This is a genomic window from Parabacteroides massiliensis (assembly GCF_900155425.1).
Lineage (GTDB): Bacteria > Bacteroidota > Bacteroidia > Bacteroidales > Tannerellaceae > Parabacteroides > Parabacteroides massiliensis.
This window is the reverse complement of record NZ_LT700189.1, coordinates 930,512-952,079: the sequence shown is the minus strand read 5'-3', so window position 1 is coordinate 952,079 and position 21,568 is coordinate 930,512. Positions and strand designations below refer to the sequence as shown.

Below are 21,568 nucleotides of genomic sequence, written 5' to 3'. Positions count from 1 at the left end.
AAAAAATATTACCCTTATGGGTAATTTGGATTAAACGGGGTATAAAATCAAAATAGATGCGGTAGTAGTTTCGATTCAGACCAATGGCTTTTTTATAAATATGACAATAAGGGGGAAAAGATACAATATATTGCCTATTTTTGTGGCGATTATGTGGAGATAACGATTTATTTATATACATAAAACCAGGAAAAAGAATGAAGAGAACATTTATTGCTGCCGGTTTGGCCGTTATGTTGAGTGCATGCGTTTCGACCGACAAGAACGAAAAAACGACAGAGAACCCTTTTATGGCAGAGTTCACCACTCCGTTTGGCGTTCCTCCGTTCGAGAAGATTACGTTAGCCGACTACAAGCCTGCATTTTTGCAAGGCATGGAAGAACAGAAGCAGGAGATCGAGGCGATCGTGAAACAGCGTTCCGTACCTGATTTCGAGAACACGATCGTCGCGCTCGACCAGAGCGGGAAGTTGCTGAAAAGAGTGAGTACCGTGTTTTATGGGCAGAACAGTGTCAACACGAATGACGAAATGCAGGCGCTCAGCCGCGAGCTCTCTCCGCTGCTTTCCAAACATAGTGACGATATCAGCCTGAACCCGGCTCTCTTTGCCCGTGTGAAGTCCGTCTATGACAACCAGGCCAAATTCAACCTGGACAAGGAGCAGAAGAAACTGCTGGAAGAAACCTATAAGGATTTTGTCCGTGGCGGAGCCAATCTGCCTGCCGACAAACAGGAGAAGCTGCGCGAGCTGAACAGCGGCATTTCCATGCTTCAGCTTACTTTCGGCCAGAACATGCTGAAGGAAACGAACGATTTCCGGTTGGTGATCGATAAGAAAGAAGACCTGTCCGGCCTGCCTGAGAGCTTGGTTGCGAATGCAGCCAAAGCGGCTGAAGCTGCCGGAATGGAAGGAAAATGGCTTTTCACGTTGCATAATCCGAGTGTGATGCCGTTCTTGCAATATGCGGATAACCGCGCTTTGCGTGAGAAAATCTTCAACGGTTATATCAACCGGGGCAATAACGGCAACGAGGCCGACAACAAGAAGGTGGTCCGCGACCTGGTCTCCCTGCGCCTCGAAAAAGCTAAACTGATGGGATACGACGATTATGCTTCTTTTGTCTTGGAAGATCGCATGGCGAAGTCTTCGGATAAAGTGTATGCTTTGCTGGATGAGGTCTGGACGCCTGCTCTTGCTAAAGCCAAAGAGGAACTGGCCGACATCAATGCCGAAATCAAGAAAGAGGGCGGCAATTTCGAAGCGGAAGGTTGGGACTGGCGTTATTATTTCGAAAAGGCCAAGAAAGCGAAGTTTGACCTGGACGAGAACCAAGTACGGCCTTACCTGAAATTGGACAACGTTCGCGACGGCGCTTTCTATGTTGCGGGCAAATTGTATGGCATCACTTTTACACCGGTCCGGAATATCCCGTTGCCCCATCCCGAAGCGCAGGCCTTCGAATGCAAGGATAAAGACGGTACGCATTTGGGAATCATCTATTTCGACTTCTTCCCGCGTGCAAGCAAAAGAGGAGGAGCTTGGTGCGGGACCTATCGTTCGCAGACCTATAAGGATGGCAAGCGGTTGGCCCCGGTTGTCACGATCGTGTGCAACTTCTCCCAACCGGCTGAAGGACAACCGGCTCTGTTGAGTGCCGACGAAGCGAGCACGTTGTTCCATGAATTCGGTCATGGGCTGCATAATCTTTTCAAAGATGTTCATTATTACGGAGTGTCGGGCGTTCCCCGCGATTTCGTCGAGCTGCCGTCCCAGATTATGGAACATTGGGTGTTCGAGCCGGAAGTGCTGAAAGTATATGCCAAACATTACCAGACGGGCGAAATCATTCCGGCGGGCCTGATCGAGAAACTGGACAAGAGTGGCAAATACGGACAAGGTTTCGCGACGACCGAATATCTGGCCGCTTCCTTGCTCGATATGGATTTTCATGTCCTGAAAGAAGTTCCGGAAGATATGGATGTCATGATGTTCGAAAAGACGGTCTTGGATGGCCGGGGCTTGTTGAAACAGATTCCTCCCCGCTACCGGACAACCTATTTCAACCACACGATGGGAGGCGGTTATACTGCCGGCTACTACAGCTATATCTGGGCGGAAGTGCTGGATGCCGATGCTTATGAGGCGTTTAAGGAAACCGGCGATATCTTCAATCCTGACATGGCCGCCAAATTCCGTACGTATGTCCTGACACCGGGCGGAATCGACGATGCGATGGATATGTACAAGAACTTCCGCGGCAAAGAACCGGGCACGGGTCCTTTATTGAAGAACAGAGGCCTTAAATAATTTCATGGCCGGATATCGGAAGATGGCCAAAGAAAACATAGGCGGATAAAAAAAGAAAAAGGGAGCATCAAAAATCAGATGCCCCCTTTTTCTTTTTTTATTTGATCCGGATTTTATTTTATCGTTACAGTCAGCGGTTCTTTCAGGTTCTGAGCGAACTTCTGTACATATTCGAACCATTTGCCGGAGTTTTCAAATCCCCATTTGCTCCAGCCGGCGCCACTGTAGTACGTATAGCTGCTACCGGGATTGTAGGTGCTGTAAGCCAAAACATGGCCGTCTGCGCCGCGTTCAGCCTTTTCTTTGTCGGAAAAGGTGACGGCTTTGGCTTCGTTGACCTTTTCCGGGAATACGGCTGCTACATAGATTTGTCCGTTTACGGGATCTGCCGGGTCGGCATAGGCGATGTAACCTTTTGCGGCATCGGCCTGATAGTCTTCGCTCGGCTCATGCAAAACGATACCGGTCACAACCGGAGTCGCTTCGGCCAGGTTATCGTAGGTGATTGTGTATTTATTCATCTGCGAACCGGCGTCGAGAGAGATCACGCGGGTTTCGATTACATTATTGTTCCCTTTCACGGTCAGAGGATTGTAAACCAGCTTGACTGTGAAGCGCAACGGGCCGTTGTCCAGTATCTGGAAGTCTTTGTAGCAATACGGATAAACGATAGAGTCGTTTGCCAGCAGGGCGGAAGTACCGGCGCCTAACGTCGGGCCGACCTTGTAGTAGTCCAAGCCGTTGCCATGATCGATATGGTAGGAAACAGATTCGGCCAACTTTTGCGCTGCTTTCGGATCAGTCTTGCGCAGTTCAGCGATTTTAGCTCTTGTTTCCGGGTCCAGTTCGGTTTTGTAACGCATGTCGACGATCGGTTCGGATACGCATTTTACCCAAATGTCGCAACCATAGGCTTTCTCGCCACTGGCCTGCAAAGCCGGGCCGTAGGTGCGGAAGGCGATACGGTCGTTTTCCCAGGCAACATCGTCCACACGTTCGGGATATTGTTTGCCGCAGGCAATCGTTTTAAACTCTTCGGGGGTTCCGGGCGTGAGCTTGTAGGTTACGTTTTCGCCGGCTTTGACGGAAACCGGGAAAATGATCTTGTTGTCGTACGTTACCTGGTAGGGAACTTGCGAGCCGGTGTTGTCTGAAATGATGAATGTCTTGCCCTTCAGTTTGACAACGGCGTCCGAAGAGATTTCGGTGATTTCGTTCGTGCGGTCCGTGGCAGACGGGTTGCTGATGGTTATCTCAACCTCTTTCTCCTGCGTGCACGCAAACGCGGAGGCTGCTAACAATAAGCTGAAAATCTTTTTCATAAATTTGTTATGTGTTTAATTTTAATGTGTTCGTTGATGCCGGTTTTCAAAACCCGGTTGTAAAAGTAGGGAATATTCATTAAGTTTTCAAAAGTAACTCCTTTTTTATTTCTTTTGCGGGTGACGGACGATCTCGAACGGTACTCGTACGGAAACGCCGCGTTTCATCAGTTCCGACAGGTTCGGGTACATACGCTTCTTGAAAGATTCCCAATCGCGATGTTCCATCTGCGTCCATCCGGCTTCGGCAAGTGCCAGGCCGCGAGGATACGTCATGTAGGTGACACGGTTGATGTCCGGCATTGCTTCTGCCCACAATGTCCCGTTGACACCTGCGATATGAGCTTGCCGGTCGGCCGGCAGACCGTAGCCCGGATCGAACTGGTAGGTGGTTTCCAGCGTGGTGACCGGCATCCCCCAGTTGTTGAACTCCGGAAAATCGTTCTTATATTGCGGATAATCGAGATATGTGTATTCTCCCGGTGCCATAATCAGCGTGTTTCCGTGGCGGGCGGTCAGTTCCGTGCATAACGGTGTCAGGCCGTAACGCCAGGTTATCAGGACTGCGTCTTTCGGATAGTCGAACAGGTATTCGTGTGCCGGCATGCGGATATTGTCCAGCTCACACCATAGCATCGGTTTTTTTCCGTTTTCGCGTACGACAGGCAGAATTTTGCCGAAGAAATAGTTCATCAATTCGGTCGGTTTCGTATAGCCCAACTGTTTCATAAGTGACCGACAGTGTTCGCATTTACCCCAGTTCGCGTCGATGATCGCTTCATCTCCTCCTAAATGGATATAGGGGGCGGGGAAGACGGAGGCTACTTCTGTCAGGATATCCTTATATAAGGAATAGACTTTGTCGTTATTGGCACAAAGCATGAGGTTGACGGTTTCGCCGACAATTTTGGGAATGGTGTCGGTGTGGCTGCAACCCAATTCGGGATAAGCGGCGAGTACGGCTACCGTATGTCCGGGGATATCCAGCTCCGGAATGATCCGGACATTCCGTTCGGCTGCATAATGCACCAGGTCCTTTAATTCTTCCTGCGTATAAAATTCACCTTTTTCGGTCAGCCGGGGGTGTTTTTTTATTTCGATGCGCCAGCCCTGGTCGTCTGTCAGGTGTAGCTGCAATACATTATATTTATATCGTACCATCTGGTCGATATAAAACTTCACATCTTCGGCCGGCAGGAAATGGCGTGCCGGATCCAACATCAATGAACGGTAGCCGAAGCGGGGTTGATCGTCGATTTCGACCGGAGCGATCTTTCCCGACAAAGTCCGGCATGCATCTCCCAGCAGAATCTGGTCCAAGGTCATAAGCCCGTACAGGATGGCGCCCTGTGTCGCCCCTTTTATGCTGACGGTCCTTTCGGATACGGATAGCAGGTAATGTTCGTCTCCTTCGACCGAAGGGTCCAGCATGAGGCGAATGACGGAATTGCTGGATCCGGAAGAAGAGGATAGGACAGGCGTTTTTCCTGTTCTTTCACGCACGATTTTTTTTAACTCTGCAATACAAAAGGCGTCTTCCGGCAGATTCGTTTGTATGACTGTCTTGTCGCTTATGACGAAATCTTTCTTACTGTCGGTTTGTTTGACCTGGTTCGGCATGGGAAGCAGGGCCGACATGTTGTTCTGTGCCGACAGGCATCCGGCAAGCAGCAACATGCATGTGATGAATTTGTACTTTTTCATGGATTTAAATTTGACATTTTATATCGCAAAAATAGAAAATAAAGGAAGACGCAATCTCCGGTTTTTGTAAAAAAGTGGAATTAATTGGTCTATTTGACATATTCTTGGATGTCAAAGGATAATGTCCCGGAAATATTTCTATCTTAGAGGCATAATCATTAAATCGAAAGATCATGGGAACAAAGAAGAATTTTGTGCTTGACACGAATGTCATACTGCACGATTACAAATGTATTGAGAACTTTCAAGAGAATGATATTTATCTCCCGATCGTCGTGTTGGAAGAGTTGGATAAGTTTAAGAAAGGGAGCGACCAGATTAACTACAACGCCCGCGAGTTTGTACGCGAGTTGGATACGTTGACCAGCAACGATCTCTTTCTAAAAGGAGCCTCGCTCGGACCGGGCAAAGGCACTTTGTATGTGGTGACCGGTGACAAATATCAGGAAAAGATTTACCAGTCATTCCCTGAAAAGACCGCAGACCATCGTATTTTGTCATGTACGTGGTCAGTTGCCGAGGCGGAAAAAAACCGGAATGTGAAAACCATTCTGGTGACGAAAGACGTGAACCTGCGTATGAAAGCGCGCTCATTGGGGATCGAAGCGGAAGATTATATAACCGACAAGGTTACGAATGTCGATATCTTTGAACGTGCACAAGATACTTACGAAAACATAGATCCGGATTTGATTGACAAGATGTATGCTTCGCCTGACGGCATCGATGCCGACCTGTTCGACATAAAGTCGAAACTGGAACCTAACGAATGTTTCATCTTAAAGAGTGTGCGCAATTCTGTTCTGGCCCGTTATAACCCCTTTACCAATAAGTTCAAGAAAGTGGAAAAAGGCAGTAATTATGGCATTCAGCCCCGCAATGCGGAACAGAGTTTTGCTTTCGAAGTGCTGAACGATCCGGATGTGAAACTGATCGGGCTGACAGGAAAGGCCGGAACCGGTAAAACCTTGCTGGCTTTGGCTTCGGCTTTGAAACAGGCGAATGTTTACAAGCAGATTCTGCTGGCACGTCCTATCGTCGCTTTGGCAAATAAGGACTTGGGATTCCTGCCCGGCGATGAGAAGCAGAAGGTGGCTCCTTATATGCAACCTTTGTTCGATAACCTGAACGTGATAAAGGGGCAGTTTACGCCCGGTGGCTCGGATGCCCGTAAGATAGATGATTTGCAAAAGAACGGGCAACTTGTGATCGAGGCGTTGGCCTTCATCCGCGGGCGAAGCCTTTCGGAAACGTTCTGTATCATCGATGAGGCGCAGAATCTGACTCCGCACGAGATTAAAACGATTATTACCCGTGCGGGCGAAGGAACGAAAATGGTGTTTACCGGAGATATCCAGCAGATCGACTCTCCTTATCTGGATGCACAGAGCAATGGCCTCGCCTATATGGTGGATAAAATGAGAGGGCAAGAGTTGTTTGCCCACATCAACCTGATCAAAGGCGAACGTAGCCAATTGTCCGAATTAGCCTCCGATCTACTCTGATAAATGACAATGGCGGTGTTTTTTTGACACACCGCCATTTTTTTTGAACAAATCTCCCTCCACAACAATTATATGTATACATAAATGTTTTAAAATCATGGAAAAGTCTTTTGAAAAAGGAATCGTATTGGATTTGAAGTCCCTGATCGAATATTCGGAGGGAGGAGTCATTAGTAAACAACTGATTAAAAGCACAGCCGGAAATATCACTTTGTTCTCTTTCGATAAAGGAGAGGGATTGAGTGAACATACAGCCCCGTTTGATGCGTTGGTCCAGATTTTGGAAGGAACGGCTGAAATTACGGTGAACGGAAATAAATTTACCGTTGGAACAGGAGAAAGCATAGTCTTTCCTGTCAATGCGCCTCATGCAGTGTTTGCCGTAGAACGGTTCAAGATGCTGCTGACGATGATAAAAGGATAAAAACGAATATGTCCGTGTTTTTTGTTACTTTTGTAGACCGATAAAGCTGAGGCAAATAATTATCGGAGGTGAATGAACAATAAAACATAAATGACAAATGAAGTATATTGGAGCACATGTGTCGGCATCCGGTGGAGTTGAAAATGCTCCGGTGAATGCGCATGCGATAGGGGCGAAGGCTTTTGCCCTGTTTACCCGTAATCAGCGTCAATGGAAATCTTCTCCGCTGACAAAAAAGAGCATTTCCCTCTTCAAAGAACGTTGTGAAGAATTCGGGTATGCGGCAGAACATATTCTTCCGCACGACAGCTACCTGATCAATCTGGGACACCCGGAAGCGGAGGGTTTGCAGAAATCACGGGATGCTTTCCTGGATGAGATGCAACGTTGTGAACAATTGGGATTGGATCGTTTGAATTTCCATCCCGGAAGCCATCTGAACCAGATGGATGTGGAGGACTGTCTGACGCGTATAGCCGATTCGATCAATTGGGCGCTGGACCGGACTTCGGGGGTTTGTGCCGTACTGGAAAATACGGCCGGACAGGGAACCAACTTGGGATATACCTTCGAGCAACTTGCTTACATTATAAATAAGGTGGAAGATAAATCACGTGTCGGAGTTTGTATAGATACGGCCCATACGTTGGCTGCCGGCTATGACATCAAGACTGTCGATGGTTTTACGGAAACATTCCGCCACTTTGACGAAGTAATCGGTTTCTCTTATCTGCGTGGCATGCATATAAACGATTCCAAGAAAGAGCTGGCTACCCGTGTGGACCGCCATGACAGTATTGGGAAAGGAGTGATGGGGCTGACTACATTTAAGATGCTGATGGATGATCCCCGATTTGATGATATTCCTCTGATTCTGGAAACGCCGGATGAGTCTGTTTGGGCTGAAGAAATTGAATATCTGTATTCTATATAAAAGCGAAAGGAGCGGCCTTCACAAGTCACTCCTTTCTATTATTTAACCAAAACCTTAACTATGAAAGCCCAAATGTACAATGATTTTTCTAAACAAGCAAAAGTTGGAGCAATAATTTCTGCTTTTGCGAATAAATAACAAATTAATACATAATATTATGTTTATATTAATGCCTGTCATCTTTATTTTAGGGATTCTTGCAATTGCATTGGAAGATAAGATAAAGATAAATAAAGCTGCGACAGCTTTGCTTGTGGCGATATCATTGTGGATGATATTGATGTTTGACGCCTATAGTATTTTTGTCGAACGCTCCAGTCTTTTGTTCCAGGAGTTTTTGACCCAAAATCCGGAAATGGCAAATGCTTCTCTGAAAGATCAGTTTGTTACTTTTATCACAAACCGTTCGATTGTTTATCATTTAGGTAATGTCGCTGAAACGCTTTTCTTTGTCATGTGTTCCATGCTGATTGTCGATATCGTGGATAAGCATGGCGGTTTCAGGGCTGTGACCGGATATATCCGCACTTCCAATAAAAGAAAGTTATTGTGGTATATAAGTTTTGCTACTTTTTTCTTCTCTGCTTTATTGGATAATCTGGCTGCTGCTATCGTGATTATGGCTGTGTTGCGGAAATTGGTTCCGGACCGGACGGATCGTTTGAAGTATGCCTGTATGGTGATTATCGCAGCAAACGCAGGTGGCTCGTGGTCGCCGATCGGTGATGTGACAACCATTTTGCTGTGGGTGGGTAAGAATGTCACGGCGATGCACCAGATTTCGCATGTGTTCCTTCCGGCATTGGTCAACTTGCTTGTACCTCTGACGATTGCTAATTTCTGGCTGTTTAAGAAAAATGCGACTTTACGTGTGATGAGCGAAGAGGAAATGACGGACGAATATATACCGGAGATCCCGAATCATGCACGCCGGGTGATCTTTGTGATCGGTGTCCTTTCATTGGCTTTGGTTCCGGTCTTTCAGATGTTGACAAACCTCCCGCCTTTCCTGGGCGTCTTGCTGGGGTTGGTGATTCTGTGGTTCTATACGGATATTATGTACAGTAGGCTGCATGTGCACGAATCCAACAAGTTGCGTATCTCCCAGTTGCTTCCGAACATCGACTTGGCGACGATCTTTTTCTTCCTGGGTGTTCTGATGGCGGTCGGGGCTTTGGAAACATCCGGTCAGTTGGGGTTGATGTCCGCTTTCCTGGATAAGCATGTGCACGAACCTTATCTGATCAGTTTCGTGATCGGCGTTTTCTCTTCCTGTGTGGACAATGTGGCTTTGGTGGCGGCAACAATGGGGATGTATCCGATCGTACCGGATGCGGCCAATCTGGCTCCTTATGCACAGTTCTTCGTGTCGGACGGAGGTTTTTGGACATTCCTTGCCTACTGTGCCGTGACCGGCGGTAGCATCCTGATTATCGGTTCTGCAACCGGTGTGACGGTAATGGGACTGGAAAAGATCGATTTCATGTATTATACCAAACGATTTTCAATTCTGGCACTGGTCGGCTATTGCAGCGGTGCCGGCGTATATATGTTATTATTTGCATAAACTTTATTTATATGAGAAAAACATGGATTTTAATGGCTGCCTGTGCCGTTATGCTTCCCGCAGCGGAAGCTCTTGCTTGTACAGGGCTGCTGGTGGGAAAGAAAGCCTCGGTTGACGGCTCTGTAATGATCAGTTATGCGGCAGATTCGCATACGTTGTATGGCGAACTGTATCGTTGGCCGGCAGCGACCTGGCCGAAAGGGGCGATGCTGGATATCATCGAGTGGGATACCCATAAACCGTTGGGGCAGATTCCGCAGGTTGAACAGACCTATTCGGTTGTCGGTAATATGAATGAACATCAGGTCGCGATTACGGAAAGTACTTTCGGTGGCCGTCCCGAACTGGTCGACACAACCGGAATCATGGATTACGGCAGTCTGATTTATGTCGCTTTGCAACGTTCCAAGACGGCACGGGAGGCTATCCGGGTTATGACCGGTCTGGTTAAGGATTATGGCTACTATAGCAGTGGAGAGACATTCTCTATTGCCGATAAGAACGAAGCCTGGGTGATGGAAATGATCGGTAAAGGTCCGGGAAACAAAGGTGCTGTCTGGGTCGCTATCCGCATTCCGGACGATTGCATCTCGGCTCATGCCAACCAATCCCGTATTCAGCAGATCCCGTTTGACGATAAGGAAAACTGCATCTATTCGCCGGATGTTGTCTCTTTTGCCCGTGAAAAGGGATATTTCAGCGGCAAGGATAAGGATTTCAGTTTTCAGAAAGCCTATTGTCCGTATGATTTCGGTTCTCTGCGTGGTTGTGAAGCTCGGGTGTGGTCTTTTTTCCGCAAATATGATAAGTCGATGGACCGATATACGGACTTGATCAAGGGTGATGTGACGAAGAAACCGATGCCTTTGTATATCAAGCCAGACCGTTTGTTGTCCGTTCAGGATGTGCAGAACGGTATGCGCGACCATTTCGAAGGAACGGATCTGGATATGACAAAAGATGCCGGTGCCGGTCCGTATAAGGTTCCGTATCGTTGGCGTCCGATGACTTTCAAAGTGGACGGCCAGGAATATACGAACGAACGTGCGATCGCCACGCAACAGACCGGTTTTGTGATTGTTCCGCAGATGCGTGACTGGTTGCCGGATGCGATCGGCGGAATCCTTTGGTTCGGGGTGGATGATGCGGATATGGCTGTCTTCACGCCGATCTATTGTTCGGTGACGGCTTCGCCCGAATGTTATCGTGTCGGAAATGGCGATATGATGAATTTTTCCTGGACATCTGCTTTTTGGATTCACAACTGGGTGGCTAATATGGCGTATGGCAAATATAGCTATATGATTCAGGATATCCGTCCTGTTCAGCAGGAATTGGAGAATGGTTATCAACGGACTGTTCCGGCTATCGACAAGGCTGCCATGGAATTGTATGCCAAGAATCCGGCGGAAGCAGTCAAATTTCTGACCTGGTTCAGTACGACGACTGCCGATCAGGCTACGGCCCGTTGGAAGGAATTGGGAGAGTATCTATTGGTCAAATATATAGACGGTAATGTGAAGAAAGAGGAAAACGGACAATTCAAACAGAACGGTTACGGATTATCCGAATATCCTGATTTTCCCGGCTACGATGAGGACTATTACCGCAGTATAGTAAAGAGCGCAGGAGATAAATTAAAAGTGAAATAATTGTCTTTATAGGAAAAAATACTATATTTGGCGGCAGATATTGTTGTACTAAATAGGAAAAGTATGAAAAAATTAATTGTTATGTTGATGCTGACGCTGTTCAGTATAGGTGCGTACGCGCAGACGCAGCAAGGGCAATCCTCATTGGGTTTCAGTTTAGGTTACAATTTTAATGATATCGGCAATGCCACTATCGGCCTTGATTATCGTTATTGTGTAACAGATGCGTTTCGTCTGACTCCATCTCTTACTTATTTGGTAAAGGATGACGGCCTGAGTGCATGGGCGATTGATATGAATGCTCATTATGTGTTTAAATTGAGCGAGATGTTCGGTTTTTATCCTTTGGCAGGTTTAAGTCTTTCGTTTTGGAAAGCAGACTTAGGTCATCATACCAGTGCTAACGAAACCCGTTTCGGTGCCAATATCGGTTTGGGAGGCGAAGTGTATGCGACAGACCGTGTTTCAGTCGGAGTGGAAGCCAAATATAATATCATAAAGGATTTGGATGCCGCAGCATTGGCTGTCCGTGTCGGATATAATTTCTAAGAAAAGCGAGTTTTTGTATATATGAAGAAAGGGGATGTTTCGACGCATCCCCTTTTTTATTTTCTAAACGGCCAATATGTTTTCTCTCCCCGTTCTACCATTTCAGGTATTCTTCGAACGTGATGTTTTTGAAATCGGGTATGACTTGGTAGACTCTGTCCTTTAAAGACTCTTCAGAATTGGTCGTGCTAAGTCCGATAACCCGCATACCCGCATTTGTTCCGGCCTGTATTCCGGCAAAAGAATCTTCAAATACCAAACAATCGGCAGGTGATACATGCAGGTCGGAAGCAGCAAGCAAATAACACATCGGGTCCGGTTTGCCTTTCGTGATCCGGTCGGCGCTCACGACCGTGTCGAACAGATTGTCGAGTTTCAGAAGGCGGAAAGCCCGTTTTAGCTTGGCATCGTCGGAGCTGGTGACCAGACCGACTTTTACTCCTTTGCTTTTCAGAAGATGGATAAACTCCATTGCACCCGGAACCGGTGGAAAAAGCATTTCTTGTTCGAACTCCATTGATTCGCGGGTTACCATTTCTTTAAATTCTTCAGACCGATCGGAAAAATACTTATCTAAGATATAGGGTAATGTTGTGCCTTTGATGCATGATGCGAAATTGGGGATTCCCGTCTGATAGCGTTCCCCGGCTTCATTCCAGTAAATATCGTAAATAGGTTCAGTATCTACAACCACACCGTCGAAATCAAAAAAAGCAGTCTTCATTAACTGTTGTTCCATAACAATAAATTCATTTATAATAATTTGCACACAAAGATACTTCTAATCGGGGTATAATCCTAACGATGTATTTTTTTATAATTGTCATTGCTTTGGCAAAAAGACCGTTCTTTCCATGAATTTTATTGATTTTTTTGAGATTTAATGCTGTGAAAGTATAAAAACATATATCTTTGTGCACGTACACATTTTGTTAACGGAGGAAATTTGATTGTCTAACTAATATAGTATCAAAAACAAATGAAAGCGTATTTAAAATTAGCGGCTTTGTCTCTGACTTTGCTGTGTGGTGCCTGCCAACCAAACGACGGATGGCAGAAGTTGTTTAATGGTAAGGATTTTACCGGCTTCAAGCAGTTGAACGGAGAAGCTCCTTACCGTGTGGAAGACGGTTGTATGGTCGGTAAATCCGTTTCCGGGCAGCCGAATAGTTTTATGGCAACCGAGCAGGTTTATGGTGACTTCATCCTTGAATTTGAAGTAAAGTGTGATCCGAGCTTGAATTCCGGAGTACAATTCCGTAGCGAAAGCCGGCCGGATTATAAGGATGGGCGTGTACATGGCTACCAGTGTGAAATTGACCCGTCCGACCGTGCCTGGAGCGGAGGCGTTTATGACGAAGCCCGTCGTGGCTGGCTGGTTCCTCTGACGGATAATGAAGCAGGCCGTGCCGCTTACAAAAGAGATGATTGGAACAAGTATCGTATTGAAGCCATCGGCAGCAGCATCCGTATCTGGTTGAACGGTGTGAATACTGCCAACTTGGTAGACGATATGACACCGGAAGGCTTTATCGCTTTCCAGGTTCATGGAATCGGCAAAGACCAGTCTAAAGAAGGCAAGGAAATCTGGTGGCGCAACATCCGTATCAAGACAGAAAACCTGGAAGCCGAACGTATGCAAGGGCAGTTGGCTCCGGAAGTGAACTGCATTCCGAATACGCTGACAGAAACAGAAAAGGCTGCCGGATGGAAACTGCTGTTCGATGGCAAGACCTCTAACGGCTGGCGTGGGGCCGGACAGGAAGCATTCCCCGAAAACGGTTGGAAGATTGAAAATGGCGAACTGACTGTTATGAAGAATGGCGGTCCGGAAGGCAAAAGAGGAGGTGATATCCTGACGGTCGATGAGTTTGGCGCATTTGAATTGAGCTTCGAATTCAAATTGACGGAAGGTGCAAACAGCGGTGTGAAGTATTTGATCCAGGAAAGCGAAAAGCGTAAAGGTTTTGTGATCGGTCCGGAATATCAGGTATTGGACGACAGCAAGCATCCGGATGCTAAATTGTACACGACTTATCCCGGCAGCCGTACGGTTTCCAGCCTGTATGATATTATCCCTGCGAAAAACAAACGTTTCAATGGCGTCGGGCAGTGGAACAAGGGTGTTATCAAAGTATTCCCCAACAAACACGTCGAACATTGGATGAACGGCTTTAAGACCGTTGAATATGATTGGGCTTCGGATGCCTTCCTGGAATTGGTGAAAGGCAGCAAATTCGCGAAGAATGAATATGCTGAATTCGGACCGTTCGGTACAGCAGAAAAAGGTCATATCCTTTTGCAGGATCACTGGGACGAAGTTTCTTTCCGGAATATCAAAATCAGAGAACTCAAGTAGTTAACTAACAAAAAAAGGAACCATGACAACACGTAGAGATTTCCTCAAACACAGTGCCTTGGGCGCCGCCGGTCTGACGATTGGCGGATTAGGCTTCAGTTCTGAAAGTTATGCCGGCATAAGGGGGGCGAACGAGAAGATCCGTGTGGGCATTGTCGGTTTTTCAGATCGTGCCCGCCATTCTCTGATTCCGGCTTTTATGGCTTGTGCCGATGGGTTGGGATTTGAAATTGTCGCTATTTCCGACATTTGGAAACGACGCAGAGAAGAAGGTGTTGCTTTCTTTCAGGAGAAATATGGAAAGAAGGTGAAAGCATTCCGTAACAACGAAGAGCTGTATGACGCCAAGATGTGCGATGCGGTGATCGTTGCCACTGCCGATTTCCAGCACGCTCTGCATTGTATCGAAGCTGTCAAAGCCGGATGCGATGCCTATGTCGAAAAACCTTTTGCTGAAACGATGGAGGATGCCCGTGCCGCCCGTAAAGCCGTGTTGGAAAGTGGAAAGATCGTGCAGATTGGTTCCCAACGCCGTTCGGCTCCGAACTACCATGCCGCCAACGACTTTATCCGTTCCGGAAAGTTCGGCAAGATCACGATGGTGGAGATGTGCTGGAACGTCAACCAACCCGGACGCTGGCGTCGTCCGGCTTTGGTTGCACAATGTTTCGAGAAGGATACGGACTGGAAGCGCTTCCTGCTGAACCGTCCGTACGAAGAGTGGGATCCGCGCAAATATTTGGAATACCGCCTGTTCTGGCCGTATTCTTCCGGTATTCCCGGCCAGTGGATGTCGCATCAGATCGATACGGTACATTGGTTTACCGGCTGCAACCACCCGCGCAGCGTTGCTGCCAACGGTGGCATTTACCAATGGAATGACGGACGCCGCAGCTACGATACGATGACGGCAGTGTTCGATTACGGTACGCCCGACGGTACGCAGAATTTCCAGGTTGTCTATTCTTCCCGTATGCATAACTCGGCCGGCGGGACAAAAGAATTGTACTTCTCCAATGGCGGGACGTTGAATCTGGATACGAATAAAGTGACATCGGAAGGCGGTCTGACCAAACGTTTCGCGGATGAAATGGGAATGCAGCCGAATCTGTTGGAAGAATTCGAATTGCCTTCTATCAAGGCGGAAACCGGTTCCAATACAGGAGCCGACCCGATGACAAACCTGCATATGCGTAACTGGATGGAATGCGTGAAGAGCCGTCGTCAACCGAACGCTCCGGTAGAGGCCGGCTACAACCATTCCATTGCCAACATCATGTGCACGGCGTCTCTTCGGACAGGCGAGAAAGCCACATTCGATGAAACAAGGCAAGAAGTGCTTGCCGGCGGCAAAGTCTTTAAATATTGATTATTCGTTTTGTGAGAAGCTGCACAGTACGATCCTTTGACGTACGTCGGCTATAACATTCTTTGTGGAGGTAAGTAGACTGAAGGTGTACTTATCTCCATAATTTTTTTGGATCGTATCCAAGTCTTTCACCGTGCAGAACATAAAACCACTCACCGGCTGCTCCTGTCCGAAGTTATGGAATTTGTTACCTAAATAGAAGTTCAGCCCATAAAGATTGGTGTATGTCTTCAGGTCGTTCATCACATACATATTCATTTCGTCCAACTGATATTCTTTCTGAACCTGTTCGGCAAACGGACGGGCGGAACTTCCCTGGCGTATACCGCGCATGACAACACCGTCGATCAGCAAGTTAATGGCAAAGGACAATGCTATCGTCGCATACAGGATCTTGATGTTGATCTTCTTGAACATCTGATAGTAGACAGTCGCCAGAATCGCCAAAAGGACTGTCAGGATGCAGATTGTCAGCCCGCAGGGATGAGCGAACATATTCGAAACCAACCCGACCATTTCCAATGTCGATTGGCGGCTTGTGTACTGGCTTGCAATCCTGGCAGGATCGATAGCTCCGGCCATCGTCAGGCCGACGGCTATCACGACGACGGCCGTGACGGAAGCCATGAAAGCAGCGAACACGCGGGTTACCTTCGTCCGGTATTCTGTGATATATAAGGTATATTGAGCCAGAAAAATAGCAATGAACGGATAAGCCGGCATCAGATATACGCTTCGTTTGCTGGAAGGTATCGAATAGAAGAAAATGATGCAAACCAATGCTACCAGGCTGAACAGTTTCTCTTTTTCCATCGACCGGATGCTATTCCAGATGCCGGCCAATGTCTCTTTCAGCGGCTTTTCCGGTTTGTGCAGTTTCAGTCCGAATAAAGAGAAAAAGAAGAAGATCGTCCAGGGGACAAATCCCGCAGCCAATGTCATGAAGTTGTACCAGACTCCGTTTTCATGCCCTAAATTGTAGTGGATTTCAGGCGTGCTGAGGTGGAAGAAACGTCCGAAATTCTCTGCCAGCACCACATTCAGGAATGCATCGCCTCCCTGTTTCCAGGCAGCGACATACCACAATAGGGGCAGAAACATAGACGAAATGCCGGCGTAAAGAAGCGCTTTGAATATCACCAAATAAGAGTATTTACGAAGCATCAGCAAATAGACGCCGAAGACAAACAGCGGCAGGACGACACCCACAGGCCCTTTCGTCAGTACGGCACATCCCAATAAGGCCGGAATGGCGATCGGCACTCCTTTCAGCTCCAGTTTGTCTTCCCATCGGTATAGCTGATAAAGCCCGATCACGATAAAGGTTGTCAGCAGCATATCCACACGTGTGGTCATGGCTGCCCGGTGAATCTCTATACAGGTGATGAGCAATAGCGTGGCTATGAATGCCTGTTGGAAGCGCAAACGTTTGCCGAAGAAAACCAGCGTGAACCCGATCAGCATGATAAAGGCCAGTGCAGACGGTAACCGCGAAGTGAACTCGGAGACATAGCCCTGCGGCAAAGAGGCGGCAGCCATCAGCCAATGTGCCAACGGCGGCTTGTATGCAAATTCGTCCGCATAGACCTGTGGTAAAACCCAATTGCCGGTTTCGAGCATGGAGACGGCAACCGCTGCTTCGCGAGGTTCTCCTTTGGTTGAAAAATCTCCCATCCCGATCCAGGGAAGGACCGATATTATGCAAATGACAATAACCATCGTTACCGGCTTTTGCAGATAAAGATATTGAAGAGTAGGTGTACGCATAGTTTAAATAGGTAAGGAGCTTTCACCCCTCATTATATTTATTTTAATTTAGAGTGCAAAAGAACGACTTTTTACGGACTTTTTCTTCATTTCAGGAAACTTTTTTATGTTCCTAAACATTCTTTGATGGAAGTCCGGATGATCTCGGCATCTTCTCTGTTTTCTTTCAAAATAGAGAGGATGAGGTTTAGATAGCTCTCTTTATTGCTGATGCCGCAGTATTTGCATAGTTGCGATTGGGGCAGCATCCCTTTCTGGTTGTAGACACGAAGAATGTTTTTGTAGTCGCCTGTTTCGGCAAACTGGATGAATTTGTCTTTGATTCCCGTATATATTTCGTCCACATGCACGGTTTCGCGGATGCTTTCCACGTGTTCGCTCAGTTCGTCTACCGTGCTCATTTTCCGGTTCAGAGCCGTTTCCAGTTTTTTCTGTACGCGGTGGCGGGCATGAAGCAAAACCTGGCTTTCGAGATCTTTCAGGAAAAGTCTGATCACGTTTTCTTTGACTTGGTTGAAGACCTGTTCGGGGTCTTTCATCAGGCGGGCGGCGACGGTCTTGATAACCGGCTCCAGCATCAGCAGGTTTTCCACTTCGGCCACATCGGGAACGTAGATGTGTTGTTCGCGCAGGTAAGCTATTTCCCCATCCGTGCGGCGGTCGCGGTCGACGATCCCTTTGGAATCCAGCGTATGGAAATCTTTCAACTGGGCGAAAGCCTTTGTCGTCTCGATGACTTTCTGGCAACCACCCATCGGTTTTACCTTATAGTCCGGGAAGATAAGCGGATAGAGGCGGCTGTCTATGCTGTTGGAGTCGGTTCCTTCGATAAAGAGGATCGGTTTGCGGCTGCCCAGGATTTCCATATAGACCTCTTCCGGGAAACTGTCGTTGTTTTCGATCAGTTCGTAGTCCCATATCCGGTCGTCCCCGTTGTAAGAGCGTATCCAGAGGCGCTTGCTGTTATCGCGTGAGGCGGCAAAGTCGATGTCGTGCGTCAGATACACATACGTGCAATCCGGGCGCATGGCTTCTATCTCGTCCCATAAAGCATTTTTGATGGAGTCGTGCAGCAGGACTTCCGGCTCTTCGATGATTAGCAATGCATTTTCCTGAGCACAAAGCACGGCTCCGATCAGGTAGAATACCAGTTTTTCGCCGTCGCTCATCCGGCCGGCCGTATAAGAATCTCCATTGATACAGGTGGAAGCCAGTTCGATAAAGCCCGATTTGCGTACCAGGCGGTTGTGCGGGAACATCTTTTCCCAGATCGTCTGGATGCGGTCTATCTTGGTGACAGGCGGCAATAGGCCGTGTGTCTGTTTGCTCTCTTCCTTATATTGGACGGCGGCTTCGAATTCTTCCGTTTGCAGGTGCAGGATCAGTTTTTCGTATTCTGACATGCGCGGCATGAAAAGCCGTTCCGCAATCATGGACTGAAGCCGTGCCAGCTCGTTGCCGTCCGCCGGAGCCTTGTTGTCATCGCTGCTGAGGAAGAGGGAGTGCATTCCGGATATCCATGCGCTTTGTCCGGCATAGCGTTGGTGCAGGTCTCTGCCGAAGGAGCTTTTGCCGGCTCCGTTAGCCCCGATTACGACCAGCACTTTCGTGTCGAGGGTTACGGGTGCTGAAGTATTTTGATTGGTTGGTAGAATTAAATCCATAACAAGTCTTTCGATTCGTTCGTTTGCCAAAGATAAATAAAAAAATGATAGGCGGGAAACAAAAATTCCATCGGCATGAAACAAAAATTCCATCGACGTGGAACAAGAGTTTCAGGCCGATGGAATTTTTGTTTCTTTCGTATGTGTGCGGGTTCGGGCGGCTTAGTAAGCTCGTGCAAACAATACGCGTTGTGCGGAAGGTTTGCCGGTCACCATGCATTTGCCCGGAGTTTTGTCGCCGGCCAAAGGAATGCAACGGATCGTGGCTTTCGTTTCGTTCTTCACCAGCTCTTCCGTTTCGGGCGTTCCGTCCCAGTGAGCCATGATGAAGTAGCCTTCTTCGATCTTTTCCTTGAACTCTTCGTAGGTGTCGACCGTGATCGTTCTTTCCGTACGGTGGTCGAGTGCTTTCTGGAAGATGTTCTTCTGGATTTCTTCCAGCAGGTTCTGAACGTATGTTTCGATGTTGTCGCAAGTCACGGTTTCTTTTTCCAGTGTGTCGCGACGCATCACTTCGATCGTGTTGTTCTCCAGGTCGCGCCCGCCCATTGCCAGACGGACAGGAACGCCTTTCAGTTCGTATTCGGCGAATTTCCATCCCGGTTTCTTGTTGTCGGCGTCGTCAAATTTGACGGAGATGCCCAGCGCTTTCAGTTTGGTAACGATGCCGTTTACCTTCTCGCTGATCTGCGCCAGTTGCTCTGCACTGCGGTAGATCGGGATGATTACCACCTGGATAGGAGCGAGGTGGGGAGGCAATACCAGTCCGTTATCGTCGGAGTGGGACATGATCAGGGCGCCGATCAGGCGGGTTGAAACTCCCCAGGAAGTGGCCCAGGCGTAGTCGCTCTTTCCGTTCTTGTCGATGAAGGTGACGTCGAATGCCTTGCCGAAGTTCTGTCCCAAGAAGTGGGAGGTCCCGGCTTGCAGTGCTTTTCCGTCCTGCATCATCGCTTCGATCGTGTAGGTGTCCAATGCACCGGCGAAACGTTCGCTTGCAGACTTGACACCTTTGATGACCGGCATCGCCATATAGTTCTCGGCAAAATCAGCATATACTCCCTGCATCTTCTTTGCTTCGATTTCAGCTTCTTCGCGTGTCGCGTGGGCGGTGTGTCCTTCCTGCCACAGGAATTCAGCGGTACGGAGGAAGAGGCGCGTACGCATTTCCCAACGCATCACGTTTGCCCATTGGTTGCAAAGAATAGGCAGGTCGCGGTAAGACTGTATCCAGTTGCGATAGGTGTTCCAGATAATTGTCTCGGAAGTCGGACGGATAATCAGCTCTTCTTCCAGCTTGGCGGCCGGATCGACCACGACACCTGTGCCGTCGTGGTTTGTTTTCAAACGATAGTGCGTTACAACGGCACATTCTTTGGCGAAGCCTTCCACATGTTCGGCTTCCTTGCTCAGGAATGATTTCGGGATCAGCAAGGGGAAGTAAGCGTTTACGTGACCTGTTTCCTTGAACATATCGTCGAGGATACGTTGCATTTTTTCCCAAATTGCATATCCGTAGGGCTTGATCACCATACAGCCGCGTACTGCAGAATTCTCTGCCAGATCCGCTTTGATCACCAGATCCTGGTACCACTGCGAGTAGTTCACACTTCTCGGAGTCAGTTCTTTCAGCTCTTTTGCCATTTCCTTATAATTCTATATGTTTTTTCTTTTGATTCTAAATATAACGCGCAAAGGTACAAAAATATTTGTACTTATTATTCCTGCTGCTTGATCGCTTGCAAATATTTACCGACAATTTCTATATGTTCCTTGAATGCTTCTTTTTGGTATCGTTCCAGCAATTCCGGATATCTTTGTAATAATTCTTCCATTTTTTTCGAATCCACTCTGTCTAATTTCAACTTTTTTTCGGAATCGTCTACTTCGTAGAAAACACGTGATGAAGCTGCATTAGCTGATTGTACTGCTGCTCCAACGACCCCGAATGCTATAGCTGCATTTGAGCCTGTGGGAATTGCTGTGAAATAAACTTTCCCTTTACAAATAAGACCTGGTGCAAACCAGGCTCCGATTGGACGCTTTTTGAATTTTAATCCGATGCAATTGATGTACAGCGTGTCATCAATCTCGATGGCAAAGGTCTTTTTCTTGATCTCCTTATCGAGCTCTTTGTCCCCATTATATATTTTGAAGTCTCCTCCTCCGGACATAAACAGTTGGTTTTTGTTCCGTTTTTCCTTAATAACGTTCAATGTACTGCTGCTTGTTTCGTTTAGCAGCTCGGAAAGAGTTGCATACAATTTGCCGGTTTCTTGGCTCAGAGCTCCTTCTACAGAAAGGAAGAGGCATAACACGAAAAATAATGTTTTCATAAAATAGGTAATTTGTTCCGCTTATCTGATTAAGATATTTCCGGATGTTTGTTCTTTCTTAGAACGTACAGGTAAGCATAAAATTGTATGGAACAAAAAAAGCCACT

At 47.5% G+C, this 21,568-nt stretch carries 16 protein-coding genes; 9 read left to right on the top strand and 7 right to left on the bottom strand.

The genetic code is table 11. The features are described from left to right. Positions 1-197 precede the first annotated feature (197 nt). Positions 198-2,309: a M3 family metallopeptidase gene (locus tag BQ9893_RS04060; protein WP_075964849.1), complete on the top strand. Its 2,112-nt coding sequence runs from the start codon at positions 198-200 to the stop codon at positions 2,307-2,309. A gap of 113 nt (positions 2,310-2,422) precedes the next feature. Here the strand turns inward: BQ9893_RS04060 and BQ9893_RS04055 are convergent, their stop codons facing one another. Both BQ9893_RS04055 and BQ9893_RS04050 read right to left on the bottom strand, forming a co-directional pair. Then, a complete protein-coding gene (locus tag BQ9893_RS04055) occupies positions 2,423-3,631 on the bottom strand; it encodes a DUF4861 domain-containing protein (RefSeq protein ID WP_075964848.1) in 1,209 nt (402 codons plus the stop codon). Positions 3,632-3,736: 105 nt separating this feature from the next. Beyond that, positions 3,737-5,335: a beta-N-acetylhexosaminidase gene (locus BQ9893_RS04050; protein ID WP_075964847.1), complete on the bottom strand. Its 1,599-nt coding sequence runs from the start codon at positions 5,333-5,335 to the stop codon at positions 3,737-3,739. 173 nt (positions 5,336-5,508) lie between these two features. Here BQ9893_RS04050 and BQ9893_RS04045 point away from each other — a divergent pair, with 173 nt between their 5' ends. The 6 genes from BQ9893_RS04045 to BQ9893_RS04020 all read left to right on the top strand — a co-directional run bounded on the left by BQ9893_RS04045 (position 5,509) and on the right by BQ9893_RS04020 (position 11,966). Continuing rightward, complete coding sequence (locus BQ9893_RS04045) at positions 5,509-6,840, top strand: PhoH family protein (RefSeq protein ID WP_075964846.1); 1,332 nt, start codon at positions 5,509-5,511, stop codon at positions 6,838-6,840. Between the two features lie 97 nt (positions 6,841-6,937). Next, positions 6,938-7,264, top strand: a complete 327-nt coding sequence (locus BQ9893_RS04040) for a cupin domain-containing protein (protein ID WP_075964845.1) — start codon at positions 6,938-6,940, stop codon at positions 7,262-7,264. Between the two features lie 97 nt (positions 7,265-7,361). Continuing rightward, complete coding sequence (gene nfo / locus BQ9893_RS04035) at positions 7,362-8,198, top strand: deoxyribonuclease IV (protein ID WP_075964844.1); 837 nt, start codon at positions 7,362-7,364, stop codon at positions 8,196-8,198. Positions 8,199-8,355: 157 nt separating this feature from the next. Continuing rightward, a complete protein-coding gene (gene nhaD, locus BQ9893_RS04030) occupies positions 8,356-9,765 on the top strand; it encodes a sodium:proton antiporter NhaD (protein ID WP_075964843.1) in 1,410 nt (469 codons plus the stop codon). Positions 9,766-9,776: 11 nt separating this feature from the next. Further along, entirely contained in the window at positions 9,777-11,417 is a 1,641-nt protein-coding gene (locus tag BQ9893_RS04025; protein ID WP_075964842.1) for a dipeptidase, read from the top strand. Positions 11,418-11,480: 63 nt separating this feature from the next. Next, complete coding sequence (locus BQ9893_RS04020) at positions 11,481-11,966, top strand: porin family protein (protein WP_075964841.1); 486 nt, start codon at positions 11,481-11,483, stop codon at positions 11,964-11,966. A gap of 94 nt (positions 11,967-12,060) precedes the next feature. Here BQ9893_RS04020 and BQ9893_RS04015 read toward each other — a convergent pair whose 3' ends face one another. Further along, the gene (locus BQ9893_RS04015; RefSeq protein ID WP_075964840.1) at positions 12,061-12,705 is read right to left on the bottom strand and encodes an HAD family hydrolase; all 645 of its coding nucleotides are present in this window, start codon (positions 12,703-12,705) and stop codon (positions 12,061-12,063) included. 240 nt (positions 12,706-12,945) lie between these two features. On the opposite strand from BQ9893_RS04015, the gene BQ9893_RS04010 reads away from it, so the two are divergent. After that, entirely contained in the window at positions 12,946-14,325 is a 1,380-nt protein-coding gene (locus tag BQ9893_RS04010; protein WP_075964839.1) for a 3-keto-disaccharide hydrolase, read from the top strand. Between the two features lie 22 nt (positions 14,326-14,347). Further along, a complete protein-coding gene (locus BQ9893_RS04005; protein ID WP_075964838.1) occupies positions 14,348-15,694 on the top strand; it encodes a Gfo/Idh/MocA family oxidoreductase in 1,347 nt (448 codons plus the stop codon). Here BQ9893_RS04005 and BQ9893_RS04000 read toward each other — a convergent pair whose 3' ends face one another. The 4 genes from BQ9893_RS04000 to BQ9893_RS03985 all read right to left on the bottom strand — a co-directional run bounded on the left by BQ9893_RS04000 (position 15,695) and on the right by BQ9893_RS03985 (position 21,461). Then, complete coding sequence (locus BQ9893_RS04000; RefSeq protein ID WP_075964837.1) at positions 15,695-17,461, bottom strand: ArnT family glycosyltransferase; 1,767 nt, start codon at positions 17,459-17,461, stop codon at positions 15,695-15,697. Between the two features lie 104 nt (positions 17,462-17,565). Further along, positions 17,566-19,125: a DUF4435 domain-containing protein gene (locus BQ9893_RS03995; protein WP_075965398.1), complete on the bottom strand. Its 1,560-nt coding sequence runs from the start codon at positions 19,123-19,125 to the stop codon at positions 17,566-17,568. 162 nt (positions 19,126-19,287) lie between these two features. Further along, positions 19,288-20,769: a proline--tRNA ligase gene (proS, locus tag BQ9893_RS03990; protein WP_075964836.1), complete on the bottom strand. Its 1,482-nt coding sequence runs from the start codon at positions 20,767-20,769 to the stop codon at positions 19,288-19,290. Between the two features lie 74 nt (positions 20,770-20,843). After that, positions 20,844-21,461 carry a DUF6563 family protein gene (locus BQ9893_RS03985; RefSeq protein ID WP_075964835.1) on the bottom strand — a complete coding sequence of 206 codons (618 nt, stop codon included), beginning with the start codon at positions 21,459-21,461 and terminating at the stop codon, positions 20,844-20,846. Positions 21,462-21,568 lie beyond the last annotated feature (107 nt).